17 protein-coding genes, 1 tRNA gene and 1 pseudogene are annotated in these 14,798 nt (G+C 57.5%); 11 read left to right on the top strand and 8 right to left on the bottom strand.

All coding sequences use genetic code 11. The features are described 5' to 3' along the window. Positions 1–82: 82 nt before the first annotated feature. The 5 genes and pseudogenes from HALTADL_RS17990 to HALTADL_RS03180 form a co-directional block, all read left to right on the top strand. Positions 83–208, top strand: a pseudogene (locus HALTADL_RS17990) (ArsR family transcriptional regulator); the annotation flags it as partial. 44 nt (positions 209–252) lie between these two features. Next, on the top strand, positions 253–741 hold the full coding sequence (locus tag HALTADL_RS03165; RefSeq protein ID WP_089673661.1) for a universal stress protein: 489 nt from the start codon (positions 253–255) through the stop codon (positions 739–741). Positions 742–916: 175 nt separating this feature from the next. Continuing rightward, positions 917–3,103, top strand: a complete 2,187-nt coding sequence (locus HALTADL_RS03170; RefSeq protein WP_089673660.1) for an elongation factor EF-2 — start codon at positions 917–919, stop codon at positions 3,101–3,103. 293 nt (positions 3,104–3,396) lie between these two features. Further along, positions 3,397–3,927, top strand: a complete 531-nt coding sequence (locus HALTADL_RS03175; protein ID WP_089673659.1) for an amino acid-binding protein — start codon at positions 3,397–3,399, stop codon at positions 3,925–3,927. Continuing rightward, positions 3,924–4,883 carry a homoserine dehydrogenase gene (locus tag HALTADL_RS03180; protein ID WP_089673658.1) on the top strand — a complete coding sequence of 320 codons (960 nt, stop codon included), beginning with the start codon at positions 3,924–3,926 and terminating at the stop codon, positions 4,881–4,883. The genes HALTADL_RS03175 and HALTADL_RS03180 overlap by 4 nt, the downstream gene beginning before the upstream one ends. Before the next feature lie 120 nt (positions 4,884–5,003). Here HALTADL_RS03180 and HALTADL_RS03185 read toward each other — a convergent pair whose 3' ends face one another. Further along, on the bottom strand, positions 5,004–6,023 hold the full coding sequence (locus HALTADL_RS03185; protein ID WP_089673657.1) for a hypothetical protein: 1,020 nt from the start codon (positions 6,021–6,023) through the stop codon (positions 5,004–5,006). A 119-nt stretch (positions 6,024–6,142) separates the two neighbouring features. Then, the gene (locus HALTADL_RS03190) at positions 6,143–7,303 is read right to left on the bottom strand and encodes a DUF7345 domain-containing protein (protein ID WP_089673656.1); all 1,161 of its coding nucleotides are present in this window, start codon (positions 7,301–7,303) and stop codon (positions 6,143–6,145) included. A 224-nt stretch (positions 7,304–7,527) separates the two neighbouring features. On the opposite strand from HALTADL_RS03190, the gene tuf reads away from it, so the two are divergent. From tuf to HALTADL_RS03210, 4 genes are all read left to right on the top strand, one after another. Beyond that, positions 7,528–8,793 carry a translation elongation factor EF-1 subunit alpha gene (gene tuf, locus HALTADL_RS03195; RefSeq protein ID WP_089673655.1) on the top strand — a complete coding sequence of 422 codons (1,266 nt, stop codon included), beginning with the start codon at positions 7,528–7,530 and terminating at the stop codon, positions 8,791–8,793. Next, a complete protein-coding gene (rpsJ, locus tag HALTADL_RS03200) occupies positions 8,790–9,101 on the top strand; it encodes a 30S ribosomal protein S10 (RefSeq protein ID WP_379826938.1) in 312 nt (103 codons plus the stop codon). The genes tuf and rpsJ overlap by 4 nt, the downstream gene beginning before the upstream one ends. A gap of 382 nt (positions 9,102–9,483) precedes the next feature. Next, entirely contained in the window at positions 9,484–10,047 is a 564-nt protein-coding gene (locus HALTADL_RS03205; protein WP_089673653.1) for a rhomboid family intramembrane serine protease, read from the top strand. A gap of 46 nt (positions 10,048–10,093) precedes the next feature. Next, positions 10,094–10,165: transfer RNA gene (locus tag HALTADL_RS03210), tRNA-Ala, on the top strand. Between the two features lie 236 nt (positions 10,166–10,401). Here the strand turns inward: HALTADL_RS03210 and HALTADL_RS17160 are convergent. Continuing rightward, positions 10,402–11,121 carry a hypothetical protein gene (locus tag HALTADL_RS17160; RefSeq protein WP_143054187.1) on the bottom strand — a complete coding sequence of 240 codons (720 nt, stop codon included), beginning with the start codon at positions 11,119–11,121 and terminating at the stop codon, positions 10,402–10,404. Between the two features lie 157 nt (positions 11,122–11,278). Here HALTADL_RS17160 and HALTADL_RS03215 point away from each other — a divergent pair, with 157 nt between their 5' ends. Beyond that, the gene (locus HALTADL_RS03215) at positions 11,279–11,467 is read left to right on the top strand and encodes a hypothetical protein (RefSeq protein ID WP_218143710.1); all 189 of its coding nucleotides are present in this window, start codon (positions 11,279–11,281) and stop codon (positions 11,465–11,467) included. 2 nt (positions 11,468–11,469) lie between these two features. Here the strand turns inward: HALTADL_RS03215 and HALTADL_RS03220 are convergent, their stop codons facing one another. From HALTADL_RS03220 to HALTADL_RS17580, 3 genes are all read right to left on the bottom strand, one after another. Next, positions 11,470–12,030, bottom strand: coding sequence for a hypothetical protein (locus tag HALTADL_RS03220; RefSeq protein ID WP_089673652.1), 561 nt, complete (start codon positions 12,028–12,030; stop codon positions 11,470–11,472). Further along, positions 12,023–12,412: a hypothetical protein gene (locus HALTADL_RS03225; protein ID WP_089673651.1), complete on the bottom strand. Its 390-nt coding sequence runs from the start codon at positions 12,410–12,412 to the stop codon at positions 12,023–12,025. The genes HALTADL_RS03220 and HALTADL_RS03225 overlap by 8 nt, the downstream gene beginning before the upstream one ends. Positions 12,413–12,543: 131 nt before the next feature. Beyond that, positions 12,544–12,987, bottom strand: coding sequence for a class I SAM-dependent methyltransferase (locus HALTADL_RS17580; protein ID WP_245708512.1), 444 nt, complete (start codon positions 12,985–12,987; stop codon positions 12,544–12,546). A 338-nt stretch (positions 12,988–13,325) separates the two neighbouring features. Between HALTADL_RS17580 and HALTADL_RS17585 the strand changes: the two genes are divergently transcribed. After that, positions 13,326–13,460 (top strand): hypothetical protein, encoded by a 135-nt coding sequence (locus tag HALTADL_RS17585; protein WP_265472940.1) that lies wholly within the window; start codon positions 13,326–13,328, stop codon positions 13,458–13,460. On the opposite strand, the gene HALTADL_RS03235 is transcribed toward HALTADL_RS17585, so the two are convergent. Together HALTADL_RS03235 and HALTADL_RS03240 are read right to left on the bottom strand one after the other, a co-directional pair. Further along, the gene (locus HALTADL_RS03235) at positions 13,440–14,213 is read right to left on the bottom strand and encodes a hypothetical protein (RefSeq protein WP_089673650.1); all 774 of its coding nucleotides are present in this window, start codon (positions 14,211–14,213) and stop codon (positions 13,440–13,442) included. The genes HALTADL_RS17585 and HALTADL_RS03235 overlap by 21 nt on opposite strands. 351 nt (positions 14,214–14,564) lie before the next feature. After that, positions 14,565–14,783 carry a hypothetical protein gene (locus tag HALTADL_RS03240; protein WP_089673649.1) on the bottom strand — a complete coding sequence of 73 codons (219 nt, stop codon included), beginning with the start codon at positions 14,781–14,783 and terminating at the stop codon, positions 14,565–14,567. Positions 14,784–14,798: the final 15 nt, after the last annotated feature.

A 14,798-nucleotide genomic window follows, 5' to 3' on the forward strand; every position in this document is an offset into this window, starting at 1 on the left:
GTCGAGACCGTCAGTACAACCGCTTCGACACAGAACTCAGGCCGCAGAAACAGCTAGCCGAGGATGCTTTGTGAGGTACTGAGATTCGCTTGGATTGGATATTGTCGACGAAAAGCTCATTCGAGACGAGTATGTCTGTCCGTATCATGGCTTTCTTGACGAAGGAAAAGAACCTGAGCCAGAGACCGACAAGAGTCATACTGACTGATAGTATATAGAAATACATACATTACTCGATGGTGACATTAAAATATGACATTAGTTGTTCCATACGATAACAGTGAGCTATCCAAGACAGCACTTATTCGTGCAGCACAGTTCAGTACGGTGTTCGATCAACGTGTTGTTGCGGTGAGTGTCGTTCCGAGAAACAATACAACATATGCCAGGGAGCGTGACTGGATCGGTTCGAACGAGCGTTTCGATACCGAGGCGGTCGTCACAACGCTTCGAGAGTCCGTTGCAAAGATCGCTCCTGAGGCAACATTCGATCACATCTCTGTTGGTCGAGATGCTCCCTCTGGGACGATTGCGAACAAAATCCGCCGCTTTGCACGCCAGAACGATGCAAGTATCGTATTTGTTGGTAGTGAAAACGCAGGGCGAATTGTCGGCACACTCACTGTCGGTTCTTCGGTAACCACCGACCGATCCTACGAAACGATGATCATTCCACATGCCAAACCAGTCAAAATCAAAGAGCTCGAAACTGCACTGCCGACGCCACCCGAAATCCAGTAGGTGTCGACTGTCGTTATATTGACGCTCAGTACACCCTTTCGATACGACTCTGTAGTGTGTCATACTGTTTCACAGTGAGTTGTCGGTATTCAGCCGTTGTGCGGTCATACTCGGCCGAATCACTGCAGGCCGAAACACTATGCTTTTCACCCTCCTACCGGTAGCACCCTGTATAATGGGCCGACGAAAAAAGATCGTTCAAGAATGTGAACGGCTGATGGACAACCCGGAGCACATCCGGAACATCGCCATTGCCGCTCACGTCGACCACGGCAAGACAACGCTTTCTGACAATCTCCTCGCAGGCGCAGGCATGATCTCCAACGAGACAGCCGGCCAGCAGCTCGCGATGGATACCAAAGAGGACGAACAGGAACGTGGGATCACCATCGATGCAGCAAACGTTTCGATGACCCACGAGTACGAGGACACCAACCACCTCATCAACCTGATCGATACCCCGGGCCACGTCGACTTCGGCGGCGACGTAACCCGAGCCATGCGCGCAGTTGACGGCGCGCTCGTGGTTGTCGACGCAGTCGAAGGCGCAATGCCACAGACAGAAACTGTCCTTCGACAGGCACTCCGAGAGGGTGTCAAACCAGCACTGTTCATCAACAAGGTCGACCGCCTCATCAACGAGCTTCAGGAAGGACCTGAAGAGATGCAGGAACGACTGATGTCGGTTATCCACGACGTGAACGAACTCATCCGTGGGATGACCGAAGAGAAGGATTACGACTGGACCGTCTCGGTCGAAGGCGGCACCGTCGGCTTCGGTTCGGCGCTCTACAAATGGGGTGTCTCGATGCCGTCGATGCAGCGCACCGGCATCGACTTCGGCGACATCATGGAGCTCGAACGCAGTGGCGAGGAAGGCCGCGATGAGCTGCAGGAACGAACTCCATTGTCGAACGTCGTCCTCGACATGGTCGCCGAGCACTTCCCGAACCCTGTGGACGCCCAGCCCCGTCGTATCCCGACGGTATGGCGTGGCGACGCCGACTCGGAGATTGCCAAAACAATGCGATTTGTCGACGAAGACGGCGAAGTCGTCTTCATGTCGACCGATATCTCGATGGACCCACACGCTGGCGAAATCGCTACGGGTCGACTGTTCTCCGGAACGATTGAAAAAGGTCAGAATCTCTATGTCTCCGGGACGGCGGGCACCAACCGTGTCCAGTCGGTCGGGATCTTCATGGGTGGCGAACGCGAGGAAGTCGAAAAGGTACCCGCAGGCAACATCGCCGCGGTCACCGGCCTCAAGGACGCCATCGCTGGCTCTACTGTCTCCTCCGTCGAGATGACACCGTTCGAGTCCATCGAACACATCTCCGAGCCGGTCATTACGAAATCCGTCGAGGCAAAGAGCATGGACGACCTGCCGAAGCTCATCAAGACGCTCCAGCAGGTCGCCAAAGAGGACCCAACCATTCGCATCGAGATCAACGAGGACACTGGCGAGCACCTGATCAGCGGACAGGGTGAACTCCACCTCGAAGTCATCACCCACCGTATCCGCGACAACCAGGGTATTCAGGTCCACACCGGTGAGCCGATTGTCGTGTTCCGCGAGCAGCCTCAGGAGAAATCCCGCGAAGTCGAGGGTGTCTCGCCGAACAACCACAACAAGTTCTACATCACCGCCGAACCCCTTGACCAAGACATCGTCGACTCGATCAAGCTCGGCGAGGCCTCGATGGATATGCCCGAACTGGAACGCCGTGAGGCACTTCAGGAGGCAGGGATGGACAAAGACGACTCCCAGCTTGTCGAACACATGTTCAAAACGAACATCCTGCTCGACGAGACAAAGGGTATCCAGCACCTCAACGAGACGATGGAACTGGTCATCGAGGGGCTCGAAGATGCCCTCGAAGACGGTCCACTCGCGGCCGAACCCGTTCAGGGTGCCCTGTTCCGACTCCACGACGCCAAACTCCACGAGGATACGATCCACCGTGGTCCCGCACAGGTCATTCCGGCAACGCGGGATGCAGTCCACCGCTCGCTGATCGACGCCGAGATTAGGCTGCTCGAACCGATCCAGAACGTCCGTATCGACGTTCCATCCGAGTACATGGGCTCGGCTTCCGGCGAGATTCAGGGCCGCCGTGGCACTGTCGACGACATGTTCCAGGAGGGCGACCTCATGGTGATCGAAGGCATCGCGCCTGTCGAAGAGATGATCGGTTTCTCCTCGGACGTTCGATCCGCGACCGAGGGCCGTGCGTCGTGGAACACCGAGAACGCTGGCTTCCGTGTGCTGGTGGACAACCTCCAGACCGAGAAGATCGGCGAGATCCGCGAGCGCAAAGGGATGAAGCAGGAACTGCCGCCGAGCATCGACTACATCTAACTCGACGCTCGCGGTTCACGGTCTGCAGTCCAGCACTGACTGGCAGTAGTCAGTGCCTACCTGTCGGTAGGCGGTATTTTCTGGTTTTATAAGTTGATTCACATCAGCAGTCGCTCTGGATGCCGTCGACAGCCCGAGTCGGGCCTTCGATGAACTCTTATACCTGCTGAAACAGGGTCAATATATATGCGGACGGGAACGATAGCCGAAGTCCGACGGGACAGCATCGCACGACAGAGCACCTGCTGTCGGTCGGACACAACACGACGCTCGTCCCGCTCGGAGGTGGCTCTATGAGCGACACCGGCGGCGAGGTCCAGACCCACACGGTTCGGCTCGAACTCGTCGACGAGCCGGGCGAGCTGCTCCGCGCGCTCCAACCGATCTCCGAGGCGGGTGGCAATCTGCTGTCGATCTACCACGAACGCGGGAACCTCACGCCGCGGGGTCATATCCCGGTCGAGGTCGACATCTCGTGTGCCCCCAATCGGTTCGACAATATCGTCGACTCGCTACGGGATGCCGGTGTCAACGTCATTCAAGCCGGTACCGAGCGGTACGACGAGGAACTGGTCGTGGTTCTGGTCGGCCATCTCGTCGACACTGATCTCTCGGACACGCTCAGACAGATCGAATCCTGCGCCAACGCCTCGCTGACCGATCTCTCATTGTCGGCTCCGCGGGGTCGCGACGAGACATCCAGTGCTCGAATCCGACTCAAGACGCGGTCGGGGACCAACGGCGACGCGCTGGCAAAACTCCGGGAGATTGCTGAGGACAAGGAGCTGCAGGTCATCGAACCACTCACGGAGGCAAGCCAATGAGCGGCGCTCGACTCGCCGTGTTGGGTGCTGGTGCGGTCGGCCGCTCGGTGGTCGAACTCGCCGAGGAGTACGGCCACACCGTTACCGCGGTTGCGGACTCCTCGTCGGCCATCGTCGACCCAGAAGGTGTCGACGCCGAGGCCGTCCTCCAGCGCAAATCCGACGAGGGCGTCGTTGGTGACAACGACCCATCCGAGGCGTTAGGCGCTGCCTACGACGTGTTAGTCGAGGTCACACCGACGACACTCGGTGACGCCGAACCCGGCTTCTCGCACGTCAAGCATGGGCTCGAACGCGACAAACACGTCGTGCTGGCCAACAAGGGACCGGTTGCCGAGCGGTACGGCGAGCTGCGGGAGCTTGAGGCCGACAGCGAAGGGAAGATTCGATTCGAGGCGACCGTCGGCGGTGCGATTCCGATCCTCTCTACTATCGAGGATTTCGGACCGACCCATATTACCGCCGCACGTGGCGTCCTCAACGGGACGGCCAACTTCATCCTCTCGCGGATGGCCGCCGAGGGACTCGACTACGAACACGTGCTGGCCGAAGCCCAGGATCTCGGCGTCGCCGAGGCCGATCCGACGTTCGACGTCGAGGGGATCGACGCCGCGCTCAAGTTCGTCATTCTCTCGAACGTTCTAGCCGACGGCGATCAGGAGTTCACCCTCGAAGATGCAGCCGTCGACGGAATCACGGAGATTCCGGGAACCGCACTCGATCTCGCCGCCGAGGACGGCCGGACGATCCGCCTCATCGGTGAGTCGACGCCTGAGGGCGTCAGCGTCGCTCCACGGCTCGTTCCCGCCGACGGGCCACTGTCAGTGACGGGAACGCTCAACATCGTCCAACTGGAGACCACCCACGCCGGCCGACTGAACATCAGTGGTCGAGGTGCGGGCGGTCCCGAGACGGCGACCGCGGTACTGTCGGATGTGAGTCGACTGGTCGAGTAAGCTGCGGTTCGAAGCGTGGCGTCGACTGTTTTCCGTTCGGACGCTACTGTAGATGACTGGCTCTGTCGCTATCGTGTTGACTTGTATTGGACGTACTTTCGCTCTGATGAGGTGGAGAAATCAGTTCCCGGCGGACTGGCTGTCACTGTTTGGGCTGTCACTATTTGGGTTGTCACTGTTTGGGCTATCACTGCTTGGGCTGTCACTGTTGGGGCCGTCTCGGTTCCCACCGTTCTGCTGGCTGTCGCGGTCGGTACCACGCTCGGGGTTGTTCGTTTGGGAATCGCTGGGAGAGCGATCACCGGTGGATGCTCCATTATTGCTGGATGTTCTCTCATCGCTAGGTGACCCATCATCGCTTGGAGCCCCGGTGTCGCTTGCCGCTCGGTCACCGTTCGCGTTTCCCTCCGATATCGTCTCTCCCGTGTCGTCGACTGTGCTTGCCCCGGGACGGTCCTCACTGTCAGGTTCGTCTCCAGCGGGGCGTTCGTCAGGCACGCCTCCGGGACGGTCACCGGCAGCTGCACCGCCATTGGCGACTGTACCCCCACCGGCGGCCGCACCGTTCCCGTTTCGACCGCCGATCTCTCGTGCGATTTCGGCGGTCTCCGGGCCACCGAGTTCGCTGGCATCGGTGCGGAGCTCATCGAGGGCCGTCACGCTGATGTCGCGTTCGTTGAGGACGGCATCGGGAAGCTGGCGGGCGGTCGCTCCGGCTTGTGCTGCCGACCGTTCAGTACCTGATTTTTCGGCCGCGACCGTTGCCACCCTCGCACGGTAGGTTCCCTCGCTGATGTTTCCGGCATCTCGGGCCGCTCGGAGCTCATCGAGCTCGGCTCTGTGTTCCGAGAGCCGGCGTTCGATCTCGTCGCGTCGATCGGCGACGATATCGGCCCGCTGTTCGTCACTGTCGGCGTTTCGGAGTCGCACCTCGTAGGTCCGCTCCGAGAGATTGCCGTCGACGGCCGCCTGTTGGACGCCGACTGTCCCCGCCAGCCGTTCACCGGGGGCGATTGAACTGTTCGCCCCGGTGGTCGTCTCGGTCTGTGCGGCGGTGGCTGCCGAGACTCCAAGCGGCACTGCCAGTAGCGCGCCGGCAACTGCAACCGTCATGAGTATCGCCCCGATCCGTTTCATCATAGCTCCACGTTTGTCCTGTATCATGATATATACTGGCAGTGTTATCGTCCATTTTCCCCGTTTTTCGATCACTTTTTATCCCGCCGCAGTCTGCCGATTAGCCGCCTGTTACCTGTCGCTCACTCGTTGATCTCGCCCAAATCGTCTTCGGGCGTTGTGAGAACGTTTTCGCGGCCGATCCGGAACGACTCGATGGTTCCCGCTTCGCGCATCCCGCTTACCACCTTGCTGGTCTTGGCGTCTGTCCAGTCGAGTTCCTCGACAGCCGTTTGCTGTTTCATCCGGCCGCCGTTGGCTTCGAGCAGCTGCATGACCTGCTCCTCGTTGCTCAACAGCGACGTGTCCGGTTCGGAATCTGCCGACTCAGTCTCCGATGACTGGTCGGTCTCTGCTGACTCAGTCGACTCCAGCTCGGCTGTATCGTCCGTCTCCTCGGGGGCATCGGCCGCGTCAGTCGTCGATGCGGCCGCCGACTTGGTCGCCGTCGCGTCGGCGTTGGGGGTCGGTGTGCCGTCCGCCGAATCGGTCGTGGTCGCAGTCGACCGTCGACGGTAGAGCCAGCCACCGAGGCCCGCGAGGACGACAAGGATGCCTAACACACCGGCAATCGGTCCGAGACCGATTCCGGCTGGGGCGACGACGACGCGTGGTTCGCCGTCGACGAACTCGGTGTTGGCACCCTGCCAGATGACTGCGGTATCGCGTCGGTCGTCAGGCTCCGGGGTTACTGACTGCGGCTCGTACTCCGCGGGCCAACTGACGAGGAGCCGGGTTCCGTCATCGAGATACAGCCCCTCGATGGCATCGCCGGCGTGGAGTTTCTCGCCCTCGACGCGGGCGAAGCCGGTCCACTCGAAGGAGTAGCTGACGACCCCGTACTCGCGGCCGAGGGTCTGTCGCTCGGTGGCGACGGTGAAATTCGAGGCCGTCATTTCTCTGCCGGTCGACGCGCGGGCGGCGTCGACTGTGCCGTTGATACTGTCGGCGAACGATCCCGTGAAGTTGGCCGGATTTGCTTGAATATCGTCCTGTAACGACTCGAAGGCCGCCGTTCGGTCGTCGGTTTCGAGCGCACTCCAGAACTCGATGGTCCACGTCGCCGAACCGTCTTCGTAGAGATCGATCCCGATCCGCACGGTATCGGTTTCGAGATCTATCTGTTGGAGGAGCGGCGACTCCGATTGGGCGTCGACGGGGTCGGCGAGGAGTGTCATCCCGCCGAGAGCCGTGACTGCAACCACGAGACAGATGACCAGCAGTCCGCGACGGCCAGCGTTCATTACACAGGCTACATTCACGGAGGGTTAAAAGTAGTCCGTGGTAGGGTGGCGGGGAGCTACCGGCGATTCAGTTGGTGTCGACCAGCAGGATACTCGTGCTGTGTGTGTCACTTGCTCGCACAAACCGCAAGAGGGCGCGGGGCTTGTTGGGCAGACGTATCGAAATGGTTTTACGGCAATCAGTCAAAAGAATCCCCACAGAGCGCCTTAGCGCGTTACTTACCATGAGTGAGAAACCGCACCAGAACTTGGCCATCATTGGCCACGTCGACCACGGCAAAAGCACGCTCGTCGGACGCCTCCTGTACGAGACAGGATCCGTCCCCGAGCACGTGATTGAACAGCACAAAGAAGAAGCCGAAGAGAAAGGCAAGGGTGGATTCGAGTTCGCCTACGTGATGGACAACCTCGCAGAGGAGCGAGAGCGTGGTGTCACCATCGACATCGCCCATCAGGAATTCGACACGGACAAATACTACTTCACGATTGTAGACTGTCCAGGCCACCGGGACTTCGTCAAGAACATGATCACCGGTGCCTCGCAGGCTGACAACGCGGTGCTCGTCGTCGCAGCCGACGACGGTGTCGCCCCGCAGACCCGCGAGCACGTGTTCCTCGCCCGAACGCTCGGTATCAACGAGCTCATCATCGGTGTCAACAAGATGGACCTTGTTGATTACAAAGAAGACAGCTACAACGATGTCAAAGAGGAGGTCACGCAGCTCCTCAAACAGGTCCGTTTCCAGACCGACAACGCAGAGTTCATCCCGATCTCGGCGTTCGAGGGTGACAACATCTCGGAGCGCTCCGAGGAAACTGACTGGTACGACGGTCACACCCTCCTCGAAGCACTGAACGACCTGCCGGAAGTCGAGCCGCCGACAGACGCGCCGCTCCGACTCCCAATTCAGGACGTTTACACGATCTCCGGCATCGGTACGGTCCCAGTGGGACGTATCGAGACCGGAACGCTCGAAGCAGGTAACAACGTCTCCTTCCAGCCATCGGACGTCGGTGGCGAAGTCAAGACCGTCGAGATGCACCACGAAGAGGTGCCAAGCGCCGGTCCCGGTGACAACGTCGGATTCAACGTCCGTGGCATCGGCAAGGACGACATCCGCCGCGGTGACGTCTGTGGGCCGGCCGACGACCCACCAAGCGTTGCCGAGACGTTCCAGGCTCAGCTCGTCGTGATGCAGCACCCATCGGTGATTACGGCTGGCTACACGCCTGTCTTCCACGCCCACACCGCACAGGTCGCCTGTACGATCGAGTCCATCGATCAGAAGCTCGACCCCGCCACGGGTGAGGTCGCAGAAGAAGAGCCTGACTTCATCAAGTCCGGCGACGCCGCAATCGTGACCGTTCGGCCACAGAAACCGCTCAGCATCGAGCCATCCGGCGAGATCCCTGAACTCGGCAGCTTCGCTGTCCGTGACATGGGTCAGACCATCGCAGCAGGCAAAGTGCTCGAAGTCAACGAGCGATAATGCAGCAAGCACGCGTCCGCCTCGCTGGCACGCACCCCGAGGATCTCGACAACATCTGTGACGATGTCCGAGAGATCGCAGACAAGACCGGTGTCACGCTGAGTGGCCCGATCCCTCTGCCGACCAAGAAGCTCAACATCCCATCGCGGAAGTCGCCAGACGGCGAAGGGACCGCCACGTGGGAGCACTGGGAGATGCGCGTTCACAAACGGCTCATCGATCTGGATGCCGACGAACGTGCGCTCCGTCAGCTCATGCGTGTGCAGGTTCCGAACGACGTGAGCATCGAGATCGTCCTCGAAGACTAAGACGGATCGTCTATTCGGGACTGATCTCCCGTACCGAGCGGTCGCGGCTCGTTCGTCGATCTGCGACCGAACTCCGCGGCGCTAAGGCGTCCCGCGCCTCACTATTCCGTTTTGTTTTGATACTCGTGAGCTGCTGGTGTATACGAGGTCGGTGTGTCGATTGGTGATTCTTGATTTGGAGTGTCGACTGTAAACGACCAGAAAGCCCTCGATGCTCTCGCCGTTTCATCCGCCAGGAATGCAGTTTATCAGCCGCCATCGGGCGGGATTGAAAGGGTCGACTGGGTCCGGGCTTTCTGGGCGTTTACGTTCACATGCCTAGAGTAGGTACTTTCTCCTGAGCCACAGGGTTGTTTTTGAGGCTGGTCGACCAACCCAGTGTATGACGCGGAGTCCTACGCTGGAGACGCTTGGTCTCTTCCTGATCGTCTTTGCCCTCCAAGGTGTCGCTGCGCTCGTCGGCCTTGTCGGGCTGTTCGTGCTCGCGCCGCCGCTGACCACCAGCCCGTGGACCATCGTGACGAGTGTGTACGCCCACGCCTCAATTGGCCATCTGCTTTCGAACAGCCTCGCGCTGCTGCTCGGCGGGCTGCTGGTCGAGCGCCGGACCACTCGCTGGCAGTTCCACCTGTTTTTCCTCACGGTTGGTGCGCTGGCGGGGATCACACAGGTCGTGCTGAGTGGCGTGATCGGTCCGGCCACGGCGGTGCTGGGCGCGAGCGGGGCGGTGTTCGGGCTGTTCGGCTACCTGCTGGCCGGGAACGTCGTGACGGCGTCGCTGTTGGATCGTGTGCGACTCTCGCCGCGGGCGCAGTTCGGGTTGTTCGCGCTGGCGGCGCTTGTGGTGACAGTGGCGACTGGTCGACCGGGCGTCGCGCTGGTGGCCCACTTTACCGGACTCCTGCTCGGGTTGCTGGCTGGCGCGGCTGGCGTGTTGGACCGGTAGGGCGAAACAGAAACTACAAGTGCGGGAGTCGACTTCTTTCGGGTGCGGGCTCGTAGATCAGCGGTAGATCGCTTCCTTCGCAAGGAAGAGGCCCTGGGTTCAAATCCCAGCGAGTCCATCTAAATTCTATCCGACTCCATAGAATCAGAGGACGACGGCTTGACATTGCTATCTACGTTTCTGATAGTTAGTATCGTAATTTTGGCCGTCTATTAGTGACTTTTTGTCGGAATCGCCCCAGAAGTCGGTCGCACACTACGGCTGTGGCTGAGGACATAGATTCTAAGATACTACACTCTTATGCAGGATTACTAACCAAATTTCTAATAGGTGGTCTGATGGTATTATCTTTAATTAATTGTTTTTATCATGATTATTTGAATTATCGTTGTTTTCTTTTCCATTCTCTTCAATAATGTTTGATATTCTCACATTTACATACTCTGGAACCCAATCGTTTGACGCCTCTGTACCAATAGAAAATATTGATGGAGCAAACGATCTAGTAAATGTTAAAATAATTATGCATAATAACGAACTATTGTTAGTCAAGATACTGTTCCATCGACGATATGCTCTGATATTTTCTACAGACGTCTCATCCTCTATTCTCTGGTCAGAATATCGTATGCGCTTATTAATATTCTGAATAGCTTTCCTATTGTAACGCAGTAAGAGAATATAAAAATTCCAAATTACATACAATATGACTCCCGAGATCCCCAGAATAAAAATTGGAGAGGATATTGTAGAAATGGTAGTTACTATGTTTTCTTCAGATACTCCTAGACCAAAATGTGCAATAAGTCCTGCTGTTGCAACAATCAACATAACAGCCCTTTTTCTAACCGAAATCCAGTCTATCAGATTGAAAATCAAACTGTGAGGATCAAATCTTTCGGCTCTTCGACCGGCTTCTTTAGCATTTTTTCGTTCTTGTTCAATAGACTCTTTGGAACTTAAGCGATCTAAAGTGGCCATATTAAATGATTTCTTTGATACTTCTAAAATAGCGGTACGCACCGCTAAGAAGTCAGATATATCCAATTCACCCCACAGTCTTGGAGTTGTCACAACTTGGAATAATGTAGTTCTTCATTAAGAGGGTTTGGGGCTTTTGGGATTAGATTATATGGTCGTTACAAAATATAGCAACTCGTTTCTATTTCAGTCTATAGTTAGTAACCTGTTTGGGAGTGCTATCCTCTCACGATTGAAAGCCCGCGGGCTCATGCGACACAAACAGCCATTCTGGGTAATCACCGACGTCGACGACCGGATCCGGAGCGCGTACGAACGCCATCGATACCACGAAACTGCAGACGAGCAGTACGGTGCGGAAGCCCTCGAAACCCTCAGCCCGACGAGATGGAGTCCGTGCAGTGACGGCGGTCGACGACCCGAAACAGCGCTGACCTGATTCTACTCAGAAAGAAATGCCCGCCGCAACTGATCGATGTACCCCGGTTCCCACCCCTTCGTCTCACAGTAGTACGTCAACACAGCGTCGACATACTCACGACTCACAACCTCGTAGTCGGCCAGCACACACAGTAGATGCGGCGTCGTAAACAGCCGGTTCCGGTCTGCAAGTGCCAGCGAGACGAACAGGTAGTTGGTCGTGTTGAACTCGTCGGTCACGAACATCGCCGCCTCCAGTTCGTTCGCAAGCCAGATGCCATGTGATTCGCCCTGATCCAACCCGTAGTTGAGGGGCTCTGCGATGGCTCCGTCGACATCGTGGGTCGTCAGATAGTTAGCGGCCTGCAACACCAGCTCCGCGGCCGCCGCGAGGAGATCATCACCACCAGTCGCGTCGGTCACCTCGCCGAGTACGCTGTCCGGAACGTGGACATCGTATACGGACAGCACTGTCTTCAACGGATCTGCGCCAGTTGGGGCCATCGGGCGGCTGTCGACGACTGGCGTCGCAAGGTTCAGCAGGACGTTCGTGTCGACGACGATGGTGGCCTGCTTATCCATGCGTCTCTGCGTCCGTCGACTCCTCGGGTGTCCACTCCGGAACGTCACCCTCGTAGAACTCCTTGTCGGTCGGCAGCGAGCCCGCCAACTGCGGCTCTGGCGGCTCCCGGTCCAGCGACTCTCGAAGGAGCTTCATCCGCATTGCTGCCTCGGTGCCGAGCACCGATTCGACGACATCGAACGCGACCTCCTCGGCGTAGTAGGCGTCAGCCAGTCGACCGCGGAATGTCCGATCACTCGCCACCTCCTCGATCTCGCTTTGCAACGCCTCGGTGAGGAGTTGCGTCCTAGAAACGCCACGAAGGTCGGCGATGGTGTCGGCCTGCTCAACCAGCGACGATGGCGCATTGAAGTCGACGCGGGTTTTGTCCTCTGCAACCATAGTCATGTGTAGATCTTACACACAAATAGCTCTGGTGGTGAGAATCGGTCGGAAGCATTGGGCCGATACACCCCATCTCACCGACACGATTACCTGCTGATTGCAGACGAAAACTGCTTAAAAAGACGTAGCTACCCATCCAGTCGACCAGCCAAGAAGACCCACTCCTCATTGCCATCCAAATTCACAGTACCGGTCCAGTTGTCGGTGATCGTGAACCCAGCAGCCGCCAACTGCCCTCGCGTCGCGCCCGCACCAGCGATCTGCCACTGCATTTCGACACCGGTATCGAGCCAGTCCGGATTCGTCCCACGCCAGTCGACAGTCCCCGCTGTGACGAGCACCCGCCCGCCGGGACGCAACACACGCGCGAACTCATCAATGACCGCCTGCTGCTCCGCGGCTAGAATATGAATCAGCGAATGGTACGCCGTCACCGCATCGAACCCACCAGCACTGAACGGGAGCGCCGCCATATCACCCTGCACGACTGCCGCAGGCGGGGCGATGTCGACTGCCCCGCGGAGCTGTCCCCGCGAGAAATCAACCCCAACGGTGCGCACCTCGCGGCCCACTGGCAGGCCCTACCCGGCATCCAGAACCTGCGCTGATTCCCCGACCGAATCGAGACACTGGGCGCAGATGTCGAGTCTCGGACCCTCCGTCGACCGTGCGGCGGTATACGCCGCCGCGACCTCGTCGTACCCCCGACGAACAGCGTCCGATAGAAACGACGGGCACGAATTGACTATTCTGAGAGACAATTGTATCGGTAGAATATATCCCTTCCAAAATTCGACGACAAGAATCGTGTCCGAGATCATCTCGGGAACCAGCCCAAAGTACACCGTGATCCGGGAAGGTAATTATTCAATAACTTATTAAGCCTCGTAGAACATCACTCTAGTATACCATGAGCCAGAAAGCCCGCGAAATAATGCTTGAAGACGAGCGTGAGAATTACGACGCATACGTCGCAATGGGCGAAGTCCAGCTCATCGAGGACGAACTCGACGGCTCGGCTGACTCAATCCAGCTTTCCCAATAATTCTTCGAACCGTTTGTGGCTCGGCTGTTTGTACTCGTAGTTAGAGACGCCGTAGAACACCTCCACAAAATAGCGCTGCCAGTTCTGAAACAGCTCGTCGCGTCTCCACAGCGTATCAAACCGAACGTCGACAATAAACCGCCGGAGTAGCTTCGAGCGAAAAATAGCGATCTGATACCGATCTCCGGACCATTCAATTCGATTAATTCCATTTAGAACGAGTGCTGTATTGAGCGTCGACATCGCTGTACGATGATTTGCATCAGGAAAGAAATGAAGGCCAGCAATCGCTCGGACCCAATGTGCACATTGGTCGACTAACGGTTCTGCATCCGGAAATTCGGTCATAACGCGGTTCAGATCACCGTTTCGAACACTACTAATCGAGTTGTTCACCGCCTGTCGAGATCCGTTGTTGAGATCATATCGATGATCACGATTCGTCAAATAGCGACGATTTCTCCATTTGATATCCTCTGGATCGATTTCTTGAAAATTAGAGAGGTGCTTCTGGGTTGCAGGTAAGTGTCCAACGAATCCAGAAACACCGTATTTCGACTCAGTATAGCTGACGCCCGTCTCAGAGAGGGCAAAGATATCTTCAGTACAGCTGAATAACAGATCGTTGCGTTCCAACTCCCAGCAGTTGGTACGGATCACATTTTCACGGTATTGGTTTTGACTGATGTCTTTCGGAGAGGAGGCACCGTGGCGAAATAACCAGAGAAGAATTGTCTGTTCGTGTGAGCTCATACTGTAGTCAACCAAACTCGGCGAGAAAATGGTTCTTTCGTCCACCACATCTAGGACCCACCCTCACGCGAAGCGAGACCCATGGGCGCAGGTAGTCCGTCCCAGACACTTGGTCGACCGTGCGGCGGCATATGCCTCGGCCATATCGCCGTATCCCCGGCGAACGGTGTCTTTGTCGACCAGTGGCGATTCGTACAGCAATAGTGGTCCCGTATTGAGTACCGACGGCAGCTCACAGTCGACTGGCTCTCACGGAGAGACTCCACCCTCAACGCGCACTCGGAACACTGGTTCGGGCGTCGACTCCTCGGAGACCGTCTACCGAGAGCCATACCGGAACCCCAGCACCTCTCACTCCGAGGGAGTCTGCTGGTCCACAAGCGCCTCGACAGCCACGACCAGCCGATACAGTAGATACACCACCCACATGCCAATCACGAACTTCCAGAAGCCGATTATCAGCGCCACCGATCGGCTGATCACCACTAGCCCCGTGGCAATGCACAGCAACCCCACCGCCACCATACCGGGGACCGTCGACACGTCCTCCCGAAATCGTTCAGAGACCATTGCCCGAAGACATTC

Origin of the sequence: Halohasta litchfieldiae, from assembly GCF_002788215.1 — an archaeon.
In the GTDB taxonomy this organism is placed as follows: domain Archaea; phylum Halobacteriota; class Halobacteria; order Halobacteriales; family Haloferacaceae; genus Halohasta; species Halohasta litchfieldiae.

Bases quoted from the DNA above. Each gene is read 5' to 3' on its own strand.
- HALTADL_RS03225 (WP_089673651.1), bottom strand. From the start codon at position 12,412: ATGGTTGCAGAGGACAAAACCCGCGTCGACTTCAATGCGCCATCGTCG.
- HALTADL_RS03235 (WP_089673650.1), bottom strand. From the start codon at position 14,213: ATGAGCTCACACGAACAGACAATTCTTCTCTGGTTATTTCGCCACGGT.
- HALTADL_RS03175 (WP_089673659.1), top strand. From the start codon at position 3,397: ATGAGCGACACCGGCGGCGAGGTCCAGACCCACACGGTTCGGCTCGAA.
- HALTADL_RS03190 (WP_089673656.1), bottom strand. From the start codon at position 7,303: ATGAACGCTGGCCGTCGCGGACTGCTGGTCATCTGTCTCGTGGTTGCA.
- HALTADL_RS03165 (WP_089673661.1), top strand. From the start codon at position 253: ATGACATTAGTTGTTCCATACGATAACAGTGAGCTATCCAAGACAGCA.
- HALTADL_RS03205 (WP_089673653.1), top strand. From the start codon at position 9,484: ATGACGCGGAGTCCTACGCTGGAGACGCTTGGTCTCTTCCTGATCGTC.
- HALTADL_RS03180 (WP_089673658.1), top strand. From the start codon at position 3,924: ATGAGCGGCGCTCGACTCGCCGTGTTGGGTGCTGGTGCGGTCGGCCGC.
- HALTADL_RS03170 (WP_089673660.1), top strand. From the start codon at position 917: ATGGGCCGACGAAAAAAGATCGTTCAAGAATGTGAACGGCTGATGGAC.
- HALTADL_RS03240 (WP_089673649.1), bottom strand. From the start codon at position 14,783: ATGGTCTCTGAACGATTTCGGGAGGACGTGTCGACGGTCCCCGGTATG.
- HALTADL_RS03220 (WP_089673652.1), bottom strand. From the start codon at position 12,030: ATGGATAAGCAGGCCACCATCGTCGTCGACACGAACGTCCTGCTGAAC.
- HALTADL_RS03185 (WP_089673657.1), bottom strand. From the start codon at position 6,023: ATGATGAAACGGATCGGGGCGATACTCATGACGGTTGCAGTTGCCGGC.
- HALTADL_RS03215 (WP_218143710.1), top strand. From the start codon at position 11,279: ATGCGACACAAACAGCCATTCTGGGTAATCACCGACGTCGACGACCGG.
- HALTADL_RS17585 (WP_265472940.1), top strand. From the start codon at position 13,326: ATGAGCCAGAAAGCCCGCGAAATAATGCTTGAAGACGAGCGTGAGAAT.
- tuf (WP_089673655.1), top strand. From the start codon at position 7,528: ATGAGTGAGAAACCGCACCAGAACTTGGCCATCATTGGCCACGTCGAC.